Annotated in this window: 16 protein-coding genes; 9 read left to right on the top strand and 7 right to left on the bottom strand. The window is 35.7% G+C overall.

Annotated features, from left to right (window positions below):
- Nucleotides 1-69: 69 nt before the first annotated feature.
- Nucleotides 70-867: a 3'-5' exonuclease gene (locus QP953_RS07315; protein ID WP_052596177.1), complete on the top strand. Its 798-nt coding sequence runs from the start codon at nucleotides 70-72 to the stop codon at nucleotides 865-867.
- Between the two features lie 112 nt (nucleotides 868-979).
- A complete protein-coding gene (locus QP953_RS07310) occupies nucleotides 980-1,456 on the top strand; it encodes an ASCH domain-containing protein (RefSeq protein ID WP_052596175.1) in 477 nt (158 codons plus the stop codon).
- Nucleotides 1,457-1,510: 54 nt separating this feature from the next.
- Here the strand turns inward: QP953_RS07310 and QP953_RS07305 are convergent, their stop codons facing one another.
- The 4 genes from QP953_RS07305 to QP953_RS07290 all read right to left on the bottom strand — a co-directional run bounded on the left by QP953_RS07305 (nucleotide 1,511) and on the right by QP953_RS07290 (nucleotide 4,748).
- Nucleotides 1,511-2,851: a DEAD/DEAH box helicase gene (locus tag QP953_RS07305; protein WP_309554477.1), complete on the bottom strand. Its 1,341-nt coding sequence runs from the start codon at nucleotides 2,849-2,851 to the stop codon at nucleotides 1,511-1,513.
- Between the two features lie 51 nt (nucleotides 2,852-2,902).
- Nucleotides 2,903-3,379, bottom strand: a complete 477-nt coding sequence (locus QP953_RS07300; RefSeq protein ID WP_309554476.1) for an SH3 domain-containing protein — start codon at nucleotides 3,377-3,379, stop codon at nucleotides 2,903-2,905.
- Nucleotides 3,379-3,606: a hypothetical protein gene (locus QP953_RS07295; RefSeq protein ID WP_309554475.1), complete on the bottom strand. Its 228-nt coding sequence runs from the start codon at nucleotides 3,604-3,606 to the stop codon at nucleotides 3,379-3,381. Before QP953_RS07295 ends, QP953_RS07300 begins: the two co-directional genes overlap by 1 nt.
- Nucleotides 3,607-3,821: 215 nt before the next feature.
- Nucleotides 3,822-4,748 carry a DUF2167 domain-containing protein gene (locus QP953_RS07290; RefSeq protein WP_052596170.1) on the bottom strand — a complete coding sequence of 309 codons (927 nt, stop codon included), beginning with the start codon at nucleotides 4,746-4,748 and terminating at the stop codon, nucleotides 3,822-3,824.
- Between the two features lie 527 nt (nucleotides 4,749-5,275).
- Here QP953_RS07290 and QP953_RS07285 point away from each other — a divergent pair.
- Together QP953_RS07285 and QP953_RS07280 are read left to right on the top strand one after the other, a co-directional pair.
- Nucleotides 5,276-5,854: a methyltransferase domain-containing protein gene (locus QP953_RS07285; RefSeq protein ID WP_309554474.1), complete on the top strand. Its 579-nt coding sequence runs from the start codon at nucleotides 5,276-5,278 to the stop codon at nucleotides 5,852-5,854.
- Nucleotides 5,855-5,868: 14 nt separating this feature from the next.
- Nucleotides 5,869-6,450 carry a Crp/Fnr family transcriptional regulator gene (locus QP953_RS07280; RefSeq protein WP_052596167.1) on the top strand — a complete coding sequence of 194 codons (582 nt, stop codon included), beginning with the start codon at nucleotides 5,869-5,871 and terminating at the stop codon, nucleotides 6,448-6,450.
- On the opposite strand, the gene QP953_RS07275 is transcribed toward QP953_RS07280, so the two are convergent.
- The gene (locus tag QP953_RS07275; RefSeq protein ID WP_309554473.1) at nucleotides 6,440-9,985 is read right to left on the bottom strand and encodes an SNF2-related protein; all 3,546 of its coding nucleotides are present in this window, start codon (nucleotides 9,983-9,985) and stop codon (nucleotides 6,440-6,442) included. The genes QP953_RS07280 and QP953_RS07275 overlap by 11 nt on opposite strands.
- A 199-nt stretch (nucleotides 9,986-10,184) precedes the next feature.
- Between QP953_RS07275 and QP953_RS07270 the strand changes: the two genes are divergently transcribed.
- Nucleotides 10,185-11,063: an alpha/beta fold hydrolase gene (locus QP953_RS07270; protein WP_052596163.1), complete on the top strand. Its 879-nt coding sequence runs from the start codon at nucleotides 10,185-10,187 to the stop codon at nucleotides 11,061-11,063.
- A gap of 35 nt (nucleotides 11,064-11,098) precedes the next feature.
- On the opposite strand, the gene QP953_RS07265 is transcribed toward QP953_RS07270, so the two are convergent.
- Together QP953_RS07265 and QP953_RS07260 are read right to left on the bottom strand one after the other, a co-directional pair.
- Complete coding sequence (locus QP953_RS07265) at nucleotides 11,099-11,587, bottom strand: GNAT family N-acetyltransferase (protein WP_309554471.1); 489 nt, start codon at nucleotides 11,585-11,587, stop codon at nucleotides 11,099-11,101.
- The gene (locus QP953_RS07260; RefSeq protein WP_309554470.1) at nucleotides 11,556-15,317 is read right to left on the bottom strand and encodes a DUF2339 domain-containing protein; all 3,762 of its coding nucleotides are present in this window, start codon (nucleotides 15,315-15,317) and stop codon (nucleotides 11,556-11,558) included. Before QP953_RS07260 ends, QP953_RS07265 begins: the two co-directional genes overlap by 32 nt.
- A gap of 573 nt (nucleotides 15,318-15,890) precedes the next feature.
- Between QP953_RS07260 and QP953_RS07255 the strand changes: the two genes are divergently transcribed.
- The 4 genes from QP953_RS07255 to QP953_RS07240 all read left to right on the top strand — a co-directional run bounded on the left by QP953_RS07255 (nucleotide 15,891) and on the right by QP953_RS07240 (nucleotide 19,733).
- Nucleotides 15,891-16,448, top strand: coding sequence for a glutathione peroxidase (locus QP953_RS07255; protein WP_052596157.1), 558 nt, complete (start codon nucleotides 15,891-15,893; stop codon nucleotides 16,446-16,448).
- A gap of 329 nt (nucleotides 16,449-16,777) precedes the next feature.
- A complete protein-coding gene (locus QP953_RS07250) occupies nucleotides 16,778-17,332 on the top strand; it encodes a glutathione peroxidase (RefSeq protein ID WP_052596155.1) in 555 nt (184 codons plus the stop codon).
- Nucleotides 17,333-17,538: 206 nt separating this feature from the next.
- Nucleotides 17,539-18,099, top strand: a complete 561-nt coding sequence (locus QP953_RS07245) for a Crp/Fnr family transcriptional regulator (protein WP_052596153.1) — start codon at nucleotides 17,539-17,541, stop codon at nucleotides 18,097-18,099.
- Nucleotides 18,100-18,302: 203 nt separating this feature from the next.
- Nucleotides 18,303-19,733, top strand: a complete 1,431-nt coding sequence (locus QP953_RS07240; RefSeq protein WP_309554469.1) for an amidase — start codon at nucleotides 18,303-18,305, stop codon at nucleotides 19,731-19,733.
- Nucleotides 19,734-19,994 lie beyond the last annotated feature (261 nt).

Raw genomic sequence — 19,994 nt, 5'->3', positions numbered from 1 at the left:
TATGTTGTATCTCTTCATGTTGTTTACTATATAATACTCCGTTGGTTACTAATTTAAATAAAACTAATTATGAATTTTAATCTAGATAGAGACTTAGTCTTTTTCGATATAGAAGCTACAGGTGCAGATGTAGTGAGAGACAGAATCATGCAAATTGCAATGATTAAGTATCCCAAAGATGGTGGCACACCAATTGAAAAAAACATCTTAATGAACCCTCAGTATCCTATCAAACCTGACGCATTTAAAGTGCATGGAATTACGATTGATATGGTTCGCAACAAACCTACGTTCAAAGAATATGCAGTCGAACTAATGGAATTCTTAGAACATGCGGATTTGGCTGGATACAATTCCAAACGTTTTGATATCCCAATGCTGATAGAAGAATTTGGTCGTGTTGGAATGGAGTTTTCTATGAAAGGTCGCCGTCTAATTGACGCCATGCAGATTTTTTATAAAATGGAACCAAGAACGCTAAAAGCTGCTCTTAAGTTTTATTGTGGCAAAGAATTAGAAGATGCTCACGATGCAATGGCAGATACCAAAGCAACAGCAGATGTTTTTTGGGGACAAATTCAACGCTATGAAGGTGTCGATTATGTAGATAATGATGATAATGTTATTGCTGCGCCTATTAAAAATGACATGCAAGCCATTCACGATTTTATTTCAGATAACAGAAACGTAGATTTTACAGGTCGTTTTAGTAGAAATTCCGAAGGCATTATTATTTTTAACTTTGGAACCAACAAAGGGCAAGAAGCTTATAAAAATCCCCAAACTCTAAAGTGGATTATTAGCAAGGATTTTCCTGCTCAAGTAAAAAATATTGCTAAAGCCATTTTGAATGGTACGATGAAATAAATTGATAACAAACCTAGTTTACTAACAATCAAAGTAAGTAATACTGTTAAACATTATTCTTTTGAGCGACTCTCCATGAGGCGTTCAAAAACTATTTTATTTAGATACTAACATGACAGATCAGATACACAAATCCGTTCCCGCTCTTTGGTTTTCTTTTGTAGCCGACAATATAGAAGAGCACAGCCACACCACTATGCCTGATTCTTTTTATTTAGGAATTAATAAAGAGCATGCAGATACTTGTGCTATGTTGATTAAAGCGGGTCTTAAAACAGCTTCTTCTGGAGCTTTAGCTTCTTACTTGCATTATCAAGTGCCGGTACCATCAGAGGGGGATTTGGCTATTATTACCAATTGGGACGGAGAAGCGCAATGCATTATTCGTACAACAGAGGTCAATATTGTCCCTTTTGATGAGATTACCGAAGACTATGCTGTCAAAGAAGGAGAAGGCGATCAAAGCTTGTCTTATTGGAAAAAAACACACTGGGATTTCTTTAGCAAAGATTTAGCTTCTTTTGGAGAAATTCCAGAAGAGGATATGATGGTTATTTGTGAAGAATTTGAAGTAATTTACCAATTGTAGTGATTCGTGGATTTTTTAGTTTTTGACAAATAACTAAAAAATCCACGAAGTTTGTTACTTCTTGCCTCCTCTACGCTTAGAATTGTATTTTTCCTGTTTTCGTGCAAAGCGTTTTTCTTGAGCACGGTTTACTTTGGTATTTTTAAGTTTTTTCTCGTGAAAAGCACCTTGAGATTGCTCTAAGATATTTGTTTCTGGAGCAGCATTTTTTTGTTTATAGGTCAAAATCTCGTCATCGATCAACTCTTCGGAAACGTCTACCTCATCAGGAAAAGGTAGGCATTCGATCTCTTGTCCCATTAAACTCTCAATCGCTTTTAAATAATCAGGTTCTTGAGTTAATTCAATTTTATTTACAAAGGTAATCGCCATTCCTTCTGCGTTTCCTCTAGCTGTCCGTCCTACTCGATGGATGTAATTTTCGGCTTCGTCTGGTGTGTCAAAGTTAATCACATGACTAATTTCTTGGAAATCGAGTCCACGAGCAATCAAATCAGTTGCAATTAGAATTCGGTGGGTGCCATTATCAAATTTTTCTACTGTTCGAAGACGGTAATTTTGAGACTTATTGGAATGAATGACGCCTATTTGCTCTGGAAAATCAACATCCAAGATATCAAACAAAGCATCCGCTACTTTCTTTGTCGGGGCAAAAAGAAGTACCTTAACCCAAGATTTTTCTGTTGCCAACAAATGCTTTAATAAGTTCGTTTTAGTATTAAAATTCGGAACCCAATACATCTTTTGGACAATACCATCAGCCGAAGTTCCCGAAGCCGCAATTTCGATCTTCTGTGGATTTTCAAAAGCTGATTGAATCAACTTCTCCACCTCTTGAGTCAAAGTCGCTGAAAACAAAATATTTTGACGACGCTCTGGCAACAAATCCAAGATATCGTTCAATTGCTTTCTAAACCCCAAATTTAACATCTCATCGACCTCATCAATCACCAATTGTTTGATTGTTTTAAGTTTAACGGCTCGACTCAGCGCCAAATCGACCAAACGACCAGGAGTTGCCACTAAAATATCCATTCCTGTTGCCAATTCATCCTTCTGCGTGTTCATATTCACTCCTCCATAGGCACCTTTCGTACGCACAGACATGTATTGGGTTAACTTTTCAATTTCACCAACTACCTGCACCACCAACTCTCTAGTTGGCACAACAATCAATACCCTTGGATGTTTTTGCTTTGAAAATTTTAGCTGCCTAAGAATTGGCAATAAATAAGCAAATGTTTTTCCTGTTCCTGTTTGGGCAATTCCAACAACATCCCTTCCAGACATAACAACTGGTAAAGCTTCCACTTGAATAGGCGTTGGTTCTACCAATTTTAGGTCCTCCAATGCATTGCGAAGTGGCGTATTTAGATTTAAATCATTAAAAGTCATCTTATTGTTTTGTTGAGTTACTTTCTGCAAAGATACAGTTCGAGAAGGCTATTAACAACCTAATGGCATAAAAAAGGAAATAATTTTCCATTCTCCTTTTATTTTTGCAACTGTCAACTCTCGACTCTCTATATTAGAACCATATTTTGCGGCAATATAACCAACCTTGCCATTTTTAAGTTTTATTTCCATCCATCCAATCCCATCAACCTCTTGGTAGGTTGTTTTTTTATGGGTATTACTATTACAATCACAAGCAAATACCTCGTAAGAAGCTTGACGGATGACCTTTGCATTAAGGCTAGGTTCCTCTCGGATATTCACTCGCTCTCCCAAAACAATCAGTTCGTTTTCTTCATCAATCTTTGTTTTAAAGGAGGGTGCTTGAAACCTTGGGATTCCATTTTTAATAATTCTGCTATCTATATGCCTGCTTTTGGTCATTCGTTTAAAACCAAACCGAAGTATCCATCGCAGTGCATTCCATGATTCAGCTGCATTGGCATCGTTCTCGAAATAAGATTTCATTACTTCTTCTTTGGAGCAACTTGAGGCATCATTATCACAAGCATATCCCCTAATATAATATTATCCGCTAAGCATTTTTTGAAAGCTTCTTTATCTTCGGTCAAAATAGAAGCTTCTAACTTGTTTTTAAATATCCAGAAACTTTCATCCAAATAAGATTCGTCCTGAATAAGTTGTGCTTGAATTGAAAAGCTCCCAAAAAATAAGTATAGAAATAAGACTCTCATGTGATTATTCATTATCTAATATAACTAATCCTACTTACTTACCTTCTATTCTTTATAGATGTCAACTAGGATGTACCAACACCTTAAAATCTAACTTGGCGCATACAACGATTGATAAATAAGCAATTATAAAAAATGGTTCTTCTCAAAGATATTAAGAAGAACCATTTTTAAGTAATTATTATAAACTACTATCTAATTTTTTATAAGTTTATTTAGGCTGCTTTATCTCCAAAAAATATTCGTTTAATACCAACAAACATTCCGACAATCCCCAAAGCAATAAATTTCCAAAACTTAACCAACAATGCAAAGAAGCCAGCTTTTGCCAGTACTTTTCCAGCAATTAAACCACCTACTCCATAAGCCGCCACCTTATCTATGCTCGGATTAAAATCTGCATAAGTTTGTCCTTTTATAAAATTAACACTTGCTAAAATTTGATCTACATCGTTCTGAACAATTGGCAACACATCCATATCACCAATTACATTTAAATTTAAAAAGCCACCTCTACCCAAAATTCGAATGTTATAATTCAACGTGTTGATACCGCCTTCTTCCCTTCCAAATTTCAGTTCTTTTGCCCAGTGCAATTTTTTATTTTGTGCATCATAAAATGGCTCAGCAGCCCAGCCAACTAACTCAATTGCTTCATAGCCACGATTAACGCGACTTTGGCTTGCGATTCTTGTATCTTTTTGCATTTCCACCAACAAATCGTCATAATCTAAGTTTTTGGCTTCAGAATCCTCAATATACCCTTCGTCCGAATAGTCGATTTCAACACCGTAAGTCAAATTTAAACTCACGGGAGACATTGAGTCAGGAAACAGCATTCCCATATTGGGTTCTCCTGTAGATGGGTTCCCCCACAATTCTGTCAAAACATATTCTGTCTGCTCAGGATCCAAATACTTGTATCCATCAGGTACGTTTAAGACGGCTAAGTCTACTCCATTTTTAGATAAGGCAATTGTACCATATTGGTAAGTAAATGTTTGTGCAATGCTATCCATCATTTCAAGATAGGCTAAAATTTCTGCTTCTGTTACTTCATCCGAAGTCGTGGTATCATTGGTTTGTGCAATACCTGTGTTTAGGCATAGAGCTGCCCAAAAGAAAAGAATTAACTTTTTCATGGTTGTTGTTTTAAGGTTGGTTGAATTAATGGTTGTTATTCTAATATAGTAGCAACGCAGCTAACTATTGCTAATATTGATCGCAACATTTGTTATTGATGCTTTGCAATTCATCCAATATACGCAAATTAAAACGTTAAAGTTCCTTTTTAAAGCAACTTGTTCAACAATTCATTCAAAAGATAAAAGATAGAAAATAAAATTATGACGAATAAAAGACAAAAAAGATAAACCTTTGTACGTTAATAGCATTATAATAACTAAATAAAGAATTAGCGTTTTTTATAGTGCAAAGCATAATCATTCTGTTGGTTATGCTTTTTTTTGAGCGTTTTTTTTCATATTCGCCAGAACATTCAACATTTCTTTTATTTTAATACTAGGTATTCATTTTTTTGATAAAACTATCTCCAACTAATTACCATCCATAAAATACAACACAATCACAGTGTACCAAGCTGTGTGAGCTTACGTAATACAGCAAGTAACAAAGGAAGTAACCTAACTAACTACCAAATTATTATACGATGCTTAGTAAAGACTATTGGCAAAATCGCTACCAAGAAGACCGTACAGGCTGGGACGCTGGTCAAATCACCACACCGATTAAAGAATATTTTGACAACGTAGACCATAAGCAACTCAAGCTGTTGATTCCTGGGTGTGGCAATGCTCACGAAGCAGCTTATTTGTTTCAGCAAGGTTTTAAAAATATATATTTATGTGACTGGGCACAGGCTCCACTCGATTCCTTTGCAGCAGAACATCCAAACTTTCCCAAAGAACAATTGATTTGCGCCAATTTTTTTGATTTAGAATTAGGTGCGTTTGATGTTATAATAGAACAAACGTTTTTTTGTGCTATTGATCCTTCCTTACGTTCTAATTATGCCAAAAAAGCAGCCAGTTTGCTCAAGGATAGTGGCATTCTAGTTGGACTACTTTTTGGTAAAGAATTGGATTTGGAAGGACCACCCTTTGGAGGAACAAAAGCAGAGTACCTCACTTATTTTACACCTTACTTCTCCTCCATCCAAATGGAACCTTGTACAAATTCTATCCGCCCTCGTTTGGGTTCTGAACTATTTATTGAGTTGCGAAAGTAAACGTTTTTTTATCTATGGGTAATTATACCAATGTCCTAAAAAAATTTTGGAATCAAATACATCCCTTAAATAAGGAAGAAGAGCTGGCTTTTTTGACGGCTTGGAAAGAAGTACACTTTAAACGCAAGGAAATTATTACACAAGCAGGAGGAATAGAACGCTATGTCTATTTTGTGGTAAAAGGAGTGCAACACGCTTATTTTCTAAAAGATGGGAAAGCACACACCACCGCCTTTACTTATGCGCCTTCCTTTTCTGGAGTAGTTGATTCATTTTTAGCCCAACGACCAGCCAAAGTTAGCTTGGAATGTATTACGGATAGTGTGCTGCTTCGTATTCCTCATTACAAAGTGCAAGAATTGGTCGAAAAACACCGAGGTATCGAGACATTTTTCCGCAAAGGAACAGAAGGGCTTTTGATCGGTTTGATGGAACGGCATTATGAATTACTAGCCTTGGATATTGAAGAGCGTTTTAGAGTTTTTGTGCAGCGCAGCCCACATTTATTAAATATGATTCCACAAAAATACTTGGCATCTTATTTAAATATTCATCCCACTAATTTTAGCAAATTGATGGGGCGGATTAAGATATAAGATGCTCTAATCCTCCATCCAACTGCACCAATTCAGCCAACGCATCATCTGGCAAATCCCCCAACCATTGTTCCCCAAAATAAACCGAACGATCTGCCAATGCTTTTTTACTCTGAATCATAGCATCAATTTTTTCTTCCAATGTTCCTTTGGTAATAAAACGATATACCTGTACATTTTTTTTCTGACCAATGCGATAAGCTCGATCGGTTGCTTGTGCTTCTACCGCAGGATTCCACCACAAATCGTAATGAATTACATGATTTGCAGCGGTCAAATTTAAGCCTGTCCCTGCCGCCTTCAAGGACAAGACAAAAATAGTTTGTTGTTTGTCCTGTTGAAATGCCTCCACCATTTGATCTCGCTGTGTCCGAGAACATCCCCCATGCAAATACATTGGCTCTTTCCCAAAACGCTCTTTTATCCATTTCAACATCAAGTTCCCCATTTTCCGATACTGTGTAAAAATAAGTGTCTTTTCTTGTTGGTATTGGATTCTAGACAACAAGTCCATTAAAACTTGCCCTTTGCCCGACTGTTCAGGACCACTCCCCCCTGTATTCATATATTGATAGGGGTGGTTGCACACCTGTTTTAAGCCCCCCATTAATTTTAAAATCAATCCTTGACGCTTCTTTTTATCGTCTTTAAACTTAGCTAAATCTCGTAACGTATCTTGAACAATTTTTTGATAAATTTCCGCTTGGATCCCTTGTAATTTTGCTTCATAATTTTGTTCCACTTTATCTGGCAAATCTTGAATAATAGACTGATCAGATTTGAGTCGACGCAAAATAAATGGAGCTGTTATTTTCCGAAAAGCATCCAAACGGTTTTGGTCGTTGTCTTTTTCGATTGGATCACTATAAGCAGTTGTAAATTCAGCAATAGAGCCTAAATAATTGGGATTTACAAAATCCATAATCGACCAATATTCTGACAAGCGGTTCTCTACAGGAGTTCCACTCATGGCAATATTCAAATCTGCTTCAATCGATTTAACCGCCTCCGTTTGTGCTGTGTTGACATTCTTGATATTTTGTGCTTCATCAATAACTGTACAATACAAATTCAACTGATTGAACAGGGACAAATCTATTCGAGCGACACCATAAGTTGTAATAATAACATCTGCCTCTAAAGTCAGCCTTCGTTTTGCGCCATGGTAGGTTACTGCATTTAACAAGGGCGCAAATTTTTGAATTTCCTTCATCCAATTGGTCAACAAGGACGTTGGAACGATAACCAATGCCTGCTTTTCATTCAAATACCCTTCCTCTTTAAATTTTAACAACAAAGTAATCACTTGCAACGTCTTGCCCAAGCCCATATCATCGGCAATCAAAGAGCCTAAATTTAGTTGTGCATTTTTATACATCCACGAATAGCCAACTTGCTGATAAGGGCGTAAGGTTGCTTGCAAGGTTTTAGGAGGTTCAATAATAGGATTATCTCGCAACACTTCAAACAAAGCACGCACCTCATCACTAACCTTGACAGGGTACTCTTGCATAGATTGGCTTAAAACAGCTTGTACAATTTGATTGGCTGTAGCAACTGGAGGCAGTTCTAGTTGCTTTAAAATTTTTTGAAGTTCCTCCTTGTTTAAATGAATGTACTGTTCTTTGTGTTTGACCAAGCCCTCTTTTCCCTTCATTTTGTTGAGAAACTCCAAAGCATCCATCATTTCATCCCCTATGATAACTTTCCACTCTATTTCTAGCAATGTTTTAACATTCATAAAAGATTTCCCCTTTGTTTTTTTCCCCCCTTGCTTTCCGATATGAATGCCCAATCTAGGACGTGTCAACTGTTGCAATGCTTTGGGTAAAATCACGGCAATATTTAGCATTTTTAAAATCGGCAGAACATCGAAAAAGATTCCTGTAAACTCAGCAGTAGTATAGCTATCGGTACGGGTCTTTTGTTGTGATAACACCTGTTCTAAATCAGGATAATATGTCGCCAAGCGTTGCAATGATTTCAAAACCACAAAATGATATTCCTTAAACTTCTTGTGTTTTAAGAAATGCTCTAAATTGAATGCAGGAGCTGTCTTATCACCACGATTTTCGACTTGCAATTGAATATAAAAACTCCGTTCCTCTGCCTCTTGGTGCTCAAATACCTTCAAGACAGGCGCATACTGTTCTTGTCCTAAATAAAATGGCTGCAACCAATTTTGGATACTGGAAGGAATATTCTGTTCATTGGCAGCTTGAAAAGCTACGGGCATTCCACTAAAAAAGCAATACTCAATTTTTTTATCCAAAGAAGAAAATTCTGGAATCACTTCTGTAGCCGTCTGGATAAAATGAGATAAAAACAAGTGGCAAAGACTCAATATTTGACTCGTTGGTTTTAATGTTTTTAATTCGCCTTTTTCGACCAACAACAAATCAGATGGGCAAAGCTGTACTAACTGTTGTACTAAATTATAAATAGGCTTATTAATCGTATAAGCAGGAATCCATTGCACAAAACATCCTGATGCACAAGCTCTAAGCCTAGGAATAAAATTTTGCTCTTTTAATAATTTTAAACAAAAGCGATACACACTATGCAAGGCAATAAACGTATCCGCATACAAGGGCAATTCTGACAACGCTACTGTTTCTAAAACCCCAATACATTGCTCTAGTGCCTTATCTTGCACAAACAAAGGTTTATTCCCCTTGTCTTGCATCGCAAATAAGTTTATCAGTTGATGATTTTCATCAACAATTAATGCCAAGTCTTTTGTTTGCTTTAATTCTTGATGCCATCCCTCAAAGTCCTCCTTTTGATATTGTTTCTTTTTATAAGAACGATATGCCTTTTTCGTGCTATGACTTAATTTTTTCTTCCAATCATCTTGATAAAATAAAACTTGAGTGGGCAATAATTGGAGGTATTGTTTCCATTGGTGCTGAATGATAGAAAAATCAATAGACTCTACAACTTCCAAATTTGTTGTTTTAGATTTGTTTGTTGTGCTACAAGTCTTTGTCCAATCCTCTATTAAGGTAGGGTTTAGTCCTTTTTCTTGAAATGCTTGGGTCAAATCTAGACCTTGTAATTCAAACAGCAATAAAGGGTTTTGCTCTATCCTTCCTTTTAATCCCCATAATACCGCCAACAAATGCTTACAAGGTACTTTATCAGCAGTACAAGAACAAGCCATATTTACTTTTTTCAAGTCCTTGGGTAGAAAAGCAATTGGAGCCATTTCATCAAACTCAATTAGTTCTATTGGAAGTTGTTGATTTAGCAAGGAGGTTAAGACATGAATATTCGACTCGAAATAATCCAACCAAGCTTTTTTTTGAGTAGAAGAGAATGAAATAAATTGAATTTGTTGGTCATAATTTTTGGTCCCAAAACCTTCTACTGTCGCCTCGACAATCCCTTTGGAATTAAGATCTAAAGAGCGTAGACCTCCATTTTCGGCATAAGCTATTCCCTGCTGTAAGAGCTTAGTATCAACCGCTTTTAATAGTTCTTTTAACCAAGTATTACTCCATTCCGTATTACCATATTCTATATCATTCATCATAAAACAAATATAGTGTATTTCTCCTTATTTTGCTATTGCTACAAAGTAGACAACATATAAATCTTGGTATAGACCAATTATTACCATTTCAACATCAGCGACCTTTGAATTATCAATATTAATTCATTTCATTTAGAATAAGTCTAAGGCGCACATTCACCACACTCAGCCTTAGTCAATTTCTATCAAAACTAATACTATGTCTATTGCCAATCAAATAAAAAAAGAAACCTGGTTTGATTCTAAAGCCTATCCTTTTAAAAGTCATTACCTAACTGTTAATGGACGAGCGATGCACTATGTTGACGAAGGACAAGGCCCCGTTCTTTTGATGGTACATGGTACACCCGTTTGGTCTTTTTTGTACCGCAAAATGATTCAACATTTTTCTAAAACACATCGCTGTATTGTTCCCGATCATTTAGGCTTTGGCTTGTCCGAAAAATCAGAAGCTATTGATGGCAGTGCTCCTCAATTAGCGCAAAATTTAGTTGAATTTATCCAGCAATTGAAACTAAAAAACATTACGTTGGTAGTGCATGATTTTGGTGGTCCAATTGGGTTGTCTTATGCAATAAAGCACCCCGAAAATGTTCAAAATATAGTCTTGATGAATACTTGGTTTTGGAAAACCAAAGATCAAGAAGCGGCTCAAAAAGTAGACAAAATACTACATAGTAGGCTTGGAAAGTTTTTGTATTTGAGACTCAATTTTTCGCCCAAGTTTTTAATTCCAAAATCCTTTTTTGATAAAACCAAACTATCCAAAGCAACACACCGACATTACACGCATTTATTTCGCAATAAAGCTGAACGTTGGGGCTTGCTAAAAATTGGCTATTCTCTTGTCGGAGCTTCGGATTGGTATGAAGCTCAATGGCAACAAATTGACCGCATCAAAGACAAACCATTCTTAGTGCTTTGGGGAACAAAAGATGCGTTCATTAGCACTCAATATTTAGATATTTGGAAAAAAACGCTCACCAATGCAACGGTAAAAACCTATGCCTGTGGTCATTTTTTGCAGGAAGAAAAGCCTCAAGAACTCATACAAGAGATGGAGCATTTTTTGGAGTAAAAAACGATAAAGAGCGGGTTAGTACGCACTCGCTCTTATTTTTCACTAAAGCTATTGGTATTAAAGGGCTTTGATGTCAAATTTTTCTGAAAGCAAATACTATTCTTTATCCCCATATACTGCCCGTAATTAGGTGTAACTTGATATTCATTTTTTAAATAAAACTGAACCGCCTCTAGTTGTCGTTTCCCTGTTTCCAATACACAAGTGGGGTAATTGAGCTCTTGCGCCCATTTTTCCAACTCTTCAAGCACTTGGCTAGCAATTCCTTTTCCTCTCTGTGCCTTTTTGGTAAACATTCGTTTAATCTCCATTCGATCTTTATCAATCTCTTTCAAAGCACCGCAAGCTACCGGCTCTTTGTCAAGATAAGCAACGACTACTTGTCGTAGTGCATCTATTGTATTAAACTGTGCATAAAATGAATGTTCCTTCCCATCTTTTTCGGCTAAATATTCATCCAATAAATACACCAAATCTATAAAATCTTGGTTATCCGATTTTGTCCGTATCAGTTGAATCATCCTCTTCTGTTTTCTTAAAATTTTTTGTATTTATTGTTTCAACAGGTTTGTTTTTATTGTTGTATTGAATTAAGAAATAAGCTGCTAATAAACAAATTATTCCAACAATGATAAAGACAATAATCTTCATAATGGTATCCGCGTCTTTCATATCAACAAAAAACAGCTTCAGCATTGCAATTCCAAACAAAGGAATATAAACTTTATTTAGGTGCGCAAAATTGGATTGTAAACCATTAAACACCAAAGCAATTCCGTGTACAAATAAAACGATTGTTAAAGCAAGGCTTGCTGGGTTTCCTGTTATAAAACACAAAAAAGTAGTATAAGAAAGTACATTTAACAAATGCAACACAACGGCTTCCATTCTCCAAACTGCACTTTGCTGATCGCCATTGTAAGGAATCTCTGCTTTGTAAATCATTCTATGTGACCATGCTAAAACACCTCCTAATAATACAAACCCAATCAAAAATTTAGATGAAAAACTTTCTCCATTACTTGTATATAAAAACAATACGATAGATGCTATAAAAGAAATGCCCCATGCCAATCGATAAGCAACAGATAGCGTTCTTTTAATTGGTGCTAGTTGGTGCCCTAAATTCACCATTGTCAATAGAACCAATGCCGTCAATTGCATCGCTGAAAAAGCATCATCACCAGTATCATTAAAAGCTATATAGTAAATCAATCCTGTTGATACAGCAAAAAAGTAAGGCAAAACTAAATAGAGCCCTAAATAATCTAGCTTTTCAAAAGCCGCTTCTTTCCATGCTTTTTTATAGAACCCAATTCCTAATAACAATACATTTCCTAACAACAAAGGACCAATTTCAAATGCCCCAAAGGATAAAAACATGGAAACGGCTACCAAGCCCAAAAATTCTACTAAAACCAGTTTGCTCTTTGTAAATTCTGCCAATACAAAAGCAAGCCCAGTTGCTACCCAAAAGCCATATAAAATATAGCTAGGCAATCCATGATGAATGCTATCTATTAAAGCAATCGGCAGGATTAAATAAAAAACTTCTCTTGCTCTTTTTGCCAAGGCATGTTTGTAAGTAGCAGCTTCTGTAAGCACTTTTTCATAAAATAATTGCAAAAACCATAGTACAAATAGAATTTCTACCATTGCCAACTGACCATACAAAAGCTGATCTGAAAAATGACGAGATCCTACGGCATCCATAGAGTGTAAAGCAGTAAACGCTAATACAAGGACTTGCAATATTCCTAACACTTCTGCCAAGTAGAGTTTGCGATAATTATTCCAAATCAACAATGCAAACATTGGAATTAGTGCTAGATTATAAGCATAGTTTTCAAAGTAAAAATAACTTGTAATATAAAATACAAATAGCCCCCACACTGATAAAACCTCATTGAGTACTAAGGGTACCTTTTGTTCGTCATTTTCTAGTACCGCTTCTTGTTTTTTGAGCAAAACAGAAACAACAATTAAGACAATGCCAATACTCCATAGGTTGATGTATCCTGATGTAAATAATATTCCAACTTCTCGTTGCGGCATTGAATACCAATCTAAGTTGAAAAACATATTCGCTAGACCGCCTAACAAGGTAAAATAAGCCAAACGGCGAACACTGGTCAGTTTAAGTATCAACCCTCCTCCCAGAAGTACAATCCCTTGTAGTGCCCACAGTAAACCTCTGTATTGCACTCCAAAGTAAGCAGGAATTGCAGCTGCTACAAAAGCACTGGAAACACCAACTAGAATAGATTTTTGTTGCTCGGTCCATTTTTCATAAAAGACAACTGTTATCAATACAAATGGCAACATATTGAGCAAATAAGCTATACTTAAAGTAGCATATGCTTCTTGTTGCTGTCCATAAACAAAATACAAACTCATCATCATGGCTGCTTGTGCTCCAATCAATATGATAAGATCAATAGCACTTTGTTCTTTTTTGGGGGCGAAGCCATCGAACAAACTAATATAGGCATACATATATGCAAAAGCATGAAATAGCAACAAGTACATGATATCTGACAAGCCCTTGGCATCTGCATAATTAAAATAAGTAGAGCTTCCTAAAATTAAGGTTACCAATAAAAAAGATATAAAATTAAGCGTTTCCCATCCCAATCGTTTGGCGGAATAGGCAGAAGCGGCACAAAGCAACCACAAATACGCAAAATAAATGTGTGTATTTTCTCCTGTTGATTGTAAATAACTTGGTGCCAGTGCTCCTCCTGACAAGGCTAGTAAGGCTATAATTTTGGATTCATATCGCAACGACAATACGATAGAAACGGATGTGTTTAAAAAGATGAGCAAAAAGCCAATGGTTGAACTAATTAAAGGAGGATCGGCTGATAGAAAGTAGATAAATAAATAATTTAGAGACAAACCTAACCCCATCAGGGCTTGTCCAAACTCTACAAATTTTTTGTCTTTCTTTATTAATCGCCCTCCAATCCCAATTGCCGCGCAAGAACAAATTAAACCAAAGCCAACTTTAATTTGGGTTAGATAATCCCCAAAATAAGTCACCGCAGAATATTGAGCCAAAAAGCCAAAACCAAACAATAAAGTTACAATTCCCGCCACTGTCAAAAAAAACAGAGAAAGTTTGCCTTCCGTTTTGTATTCGTCGTATTTTTCCTCAATGAATGCAATTCCACTAATGAGTGGCGCAAAGAACTGTTCCATAGCAGTTGGACCTTCCTTTTTTGGGGCAACCGTTTTCACAGCAATAGGCGATTGTTGTTGAACAGTCTTAGCAGTAGAGGTAATAGAAAAACTACTGGTTGCGACTTCTTTTTCTTTTGTTTCTTCAACAGTCTCAATATCCAAACGAGCTGTTATTATCCCCCGTTTTAGCATGGTTAATTCTTTCTTCAAGTGCACCTCTTTTTCAGCCAAATACTTAAATCGGATGCTATCTTGGGTAATTTGTGCTCGCTGCTTAGCGCTCCAAATTGAGGCCAGCTCTTGTTCGACCTCAAAAATCAAGTTTTTATTCACAACAAGCTCCTCTTCCCTTGGCGACTCTACTTGGGGAGTCTTTTTTTCTTCCTGCTCTTTTCTGCCATAAGTCTCTTGCAACTGTAAATTTTTAAGCCGTTGCTCAAAATCTTTTTCGGCTGCCAGCAAAGCTTCCAGTTTTTTTAAGTCGCGATTGAGATTAGCTAGTTCTTTCTGAATAGCTATTTGATTCAATGCCTTTTGCACACCATCTATTGTGTTGGGGTAAGACTGTAAGAAAGGCATTTGAGTAGGCTTAGGCTCTACGATAGGGGTTGTTTTGGTTTGAGGTTCTAGATTGCTTTCTGGAGATTGCTCCAAACGTTGTATTCGTTTTTCGATCTTTTTTGCTACAAAGTTCAAATCTGCCAAACGTGCGCTATCCGATTTTTCCTGAGCAATTTTTTGGGCGCTAACTACTTCTTTTAGCAATCCTTTTAAAGCATCTAAATCATTCGGTAACACTTTAGGAACCTCAAAAATATTATTGGACTTTTCATCTAATATTTTCTTTTCTGCAACTTGTTTAGCGCTTGCACTATAGTTTTCTTCAACATATACCAAACGTTTTTCAAGTTGTTGTACTTTCTCCAATAAAGCAACAATTGATAAGGTCAGACCATTTTCTAACTGGAATGTGCTAGTCAGATTTAAAGTTAGTTCTTTAGTACACGAGGTGCAATTTTCATTGGTAGTATCATTTATAGTACTACAAGTAGGGCAAACAATTTTCATTGGCATAGTTTATCTATCCGCAATAGTCGATCAATCTTACCCGATTAACAATACTCAATTAAAGTTAGTGTTATTAAGTAATTCATCAACTGTTGCATAAAATATAGCAAGGTTATTCTCACTCTTACAAAGTAGCTATTTTTTCATAAACTATAGATACTTAAGTACTAGTATTTTAAATAGATGTTTAAATTAAAAAGTCGTTATTTGAAATTTAGACGATTAAAAACCATCTAAATAGGCAGTAATTATTGCAATATTTTTTCATAAAAAAATGTTTTTTTTCATAAACCATTTAGAGCTTTTTTAGTTATAAAAATAGAAGCACTTTACTTTGAATAACAAATAAGTATACCTTCAAAAAGTAAAATATTATTAAAAATTCAAATAAACATATTTAATCTAGAGTAGTTAGTTGCACGCTTATTGTATGATTGTTGATTCGCTTTGCTACGCTCTGCGGTCATAAACTCACACAGCTCAGTTCATTGCTACTGCGTGATAGTTCCCAGTGCTACTACATCGTTTCAACAAACGATTGTGTTTATTTTTCCTATTTAAAATCCAAAAATTATGAAATTATTAATGCTGATTCCCCTAGCCCTAAGCATTTTATTAATGAGCAATAGTCCTAAATCCGAATCCGTCTATGACTTTGAAGTACACGATATTATTGGAAATGAAGTTTCTATGTCTAGGTACAAAGGCAAGGTACTACTAATTGTCAATGTAGCTTCTAAATGTGGTTTTACCAATCAATATAAAGATTTGCAAGCTCTGTACGAAGAATATCAAGACGATGACTTTGTTGTTTTGGGGTTTCCTGCCAACAATTTTATGAATCAAGAACCAGGCACTAACGAAGAGATCAACCGCTTTTGTACGAGCAAATTTGGAGTTACTTTTCCGATGTTCTCTAAAATTTCGGTCAAAGGAAAAGAAATGCATCCATTGTATGAATACTTGACCAACAAAAAGAAGAATGGACGTGCTCAAGATCCCGTTCGTTGGAATTTTCAAAAATTCTTAGTAGGTCGTAATGGAAAAGTAATCCGTTCTTTTCGACCAGCAGAACGTGTAAACGACAAGTTGATAAAAAAGGCTATTAGAAAACATGTCAAGGGAATCTAATTTTTTTCATAAAATGCACAGGGTGAGTCATAAAAGTAAAATTTAATCATTAAGTTTAAGAATCATATTTCGTGGATTTATTTGCGTTGCTATTTCAAAACAAAAAAATCTATATAAAATCCTGATTGTCAACATTTAAAAAACTTTAACACATAGAATCATTCTATTGACAATCAACCATATAGTTCTCATAAAGCAGTACATAGTAGCAACGTAGTTCGATTGATACGATTTTATCTCGAAATATTGAGAACAATTATTGATTAAGAAAGGTTATTACCGCACAGTAACCTTAAAACAGTCCTACTTTTTACAAAAAAAAATACAATATGAAAGTTTTATTTGCAGCCTTATTCGTTAGCTTATTATTTAGTAGTAGTGCGCCGAAGCCAAACGACATTTATGATATCAAAGTAAAGGATATTATTGGAAATAATGTATCAATGGACCGATACAAAGGTAAAGTTCTACTGATCGTTAATGTTGCCTCCAAATGCAGCAACACTTACCAATATGAAGACTTACAAGCATTATATGAAGAATACCAAGATGATGACTTTGTTGTTTTAGGTTTTCCTGCTAATAATTTTATGAATCAAGAACCTGGCAGCAACGAGGAAATCAATCGTTTTTGTACAAGCAAATATGGGGTAACATTTCCGATGTTTTCGAAAATTTCGGTCAAAGGCAAGAACATGCACCCACTTTATAAATACTTAACTAATAAGAAAGAAAATGGTCGTATAGATGCACCTATTAAATGGAATTTTCAAAAATTCTTGATTGGTAAAGATGGTAAAGTAATCAAATCGTTCAAACCAACCGATCGAGTCAATGATAAACTCATCAAACGTGCTATTCGCAAGCAAGTAAAAGGCGAATAAAATTTATTAAGTAAGAGGTCAGAAAAAATAAGGCTGTTTTAGCTGCGCTGCTACTGCGTGGCACTTGCTATTTTTTTTGAACGATACTTATTCTCAAAAATTGATACGCACTGTCTATTCAATTATATTTGCATTTGCAAAGTTCTTTTAATAGACAGTGTTTGTCAATTATACACTCCTTATTCTTATTATTTTCTACTCCATCCATGATACCAAAACAATTTCAAAGTATAGATCCGTTTGTTTTAAATCACTTGATTAACGATTTTAGGAGCATTACTACTATAAAGTCCTTCCCAAAACATTTCTTACTACATGAAGAAGGAACTATTTGTAATGAATTGTTTTTTATCGAAAAAGGAATTGCTCGTTCTTATTACCACAAAGATGGAAAAGACATTACAGCACATTTTGCGCTCGAAAACGAAGCAATTACAGCTATAGACAGCTTTATTCAACGCAAAAAAAGCCGTTATAATATTGAAATTTTAGAAGAAGCTGTCATCTATTCTATGACCCACCAAGCTATTGATCAATTGTTAGCTCTAAACCCTCAATATGAAAAATTTATTCGATTGTTTTTAGAACATATTTACATCGATCTTGCCGAACGAATAGAGGACTTATTGTTCTATAATGCCAAAGAACGTTACGATAATCTAATGCAAAAAAATCCTAGTCTTGATCAACGAGTTAACCTTGGGCACATTGCTTCTTATATTGGTGTCACGCAAGAAACACTCAGCAGAATACGGGCTTCTAAATAATATTATGCCGTGCAACAACAAACCATCTTTCCTTTTTTGACATTTGTCAAATAGATTTTCTTACACATCTTGTTTCTTTGTTGAAAGACAATTAAGTAACGCATCCATTATAGCAAGTAAATAAGTTTTTTAATCTCATAACTTTCTCTTCCTACAAAGATGCTTTTGCAAATGGTTGCCTCACAACCACTAATTCTTTTCAGATGAACAAAGAAATTTTATCTTGGTCGACTCAACAACTTGCATTCAATATTAGACAACAACAAGTCTCTATTCTTGATGTTGTTACGTGTTATTTGAATCAAATCGAGCAGCTCAACCCAAACATCAATGCCATTTGCCACTTACGAAGTAGGGCAAGTATCCTAAAAGAAGCACAAAAAAAGGATGCACAACTCAAAAATGGCACAGCCAAAGGGTTGCTTTTTGGCATCCCAATTGCCATTAAAGAAAGCTTTCTAACCAAAGGTTTTCGGGTAAGTAATGGCGACCCTTTATTACGAAACTACGTTGCCACAGAAGATGCCGAGTTAGTAAAACGTATCAAAGATGCGGGTGCTATTATTCTAGGAATGACCAATGTCCCTCTATTTTGTATCGATTGGCAAAGCACCAATTTTTGGAATGGAACAACCAATAACCCTCATGATTTAACTAGAGTAGCAGGAGGAAGCTCTGGGGGTTCTTCGGCGGCTGTTGCTGCTCATTTTTGCCCTATCTCTATTGGCTCAGATGCGGGAGGTTCTATTCGTGTTCCTGCTCATTTTTGCGGCATTTGTGGATTGCGACCAACGGAGGGATTGCTCTCAAATAAAGGGCATCTTAAAAACCCCAATAAACCACAAGGTAGAAGACATATTGTTGTCCCTGGTCCTTTTGCGCGACAAGTAGAAGATTTAAAATTGTTTATGCAAGTACTCAGCAATCACAAAGAATATCCCTTGCCTGACATTCCACCAGTAGATCTCCATCAAAGTGCTTGGCAAGGGCAAACATTAAATATTGCCATTTCAGAGTCTATTAATGACATACCTATAGATGAGGAATATTTGAGTATTTTTAGACTATTTGTACAGCAGCTACAAAACACCCAACATCACATCCACTACGATCAGCCTATTTATAATGAACAATCAGCCTACCTAAACTGTAGCAAAATTATTGGTTTTGAAATGGGTATGAACAGCCCTCAAATTCCTTTTATGAGTGTATGTATGTATTTATTTATTCTGCTAAAATATCGAGACCACCTTTGGGCAAAAGGAATGCGTCAAGGCTTGAAGTTGTCTAACTTAGAGTATGCCAAAGCCATGGACCAAAAAGACACTTTTTCTAGCATTTACCATAATTTTTTAACAAAGTATGATATATGGATTACACCTGTTTGTGCCATAGAAGCATACCAACACCAACGGGCTGGCATTCCCTTCTCTGTCAATGGACAAAAAGTACCGTACACAAAGGCGATTGCTTCTTATACCTTTACAACTGCTTATTCAGGGCATCCTATTTTAGTTATCCCCATTGGAAAAAAGAAAAATGGCTTGCCTGTTGGCATTCAAATTCATGCAAAAAAGTGGTCTGATCAACGCTTGTTAGACATCGGTCAACATTTGGAAAAGTTAATTGAATAGGCTCCTTTCTAACAAAACATAGTTTGATATAACTTTGAAAGAAAGAAGATATTAAAAAAATCTCAACTTGGTCTAAACATTTTATGGTTCTAAAAGTTATGGTTTGGAATATTGATTGTACTTACTCTGTCAACAATTATTTCATATTATTGATATTCGTAGTTCGTTGATTAGCTTCGCTGCTACTGCGTGGTACTTCGTGAGTGCTGCGCAGTTGATTATCAAAATTTTAACACAAAATACAATAAGTTCGCAACGCAT

This window comes from Aureispira sp. CCB-E (genome assembly GCF_031326345.1).
Taxonomy (GTDB): Bacteria; Bacteroidota; Bacteroidia; order Chitinophagales; family Saprospiraceae; genus Aureispira.
This window is presented reverse-complemented; position numbering and strand designations above follow the sequence as displayed.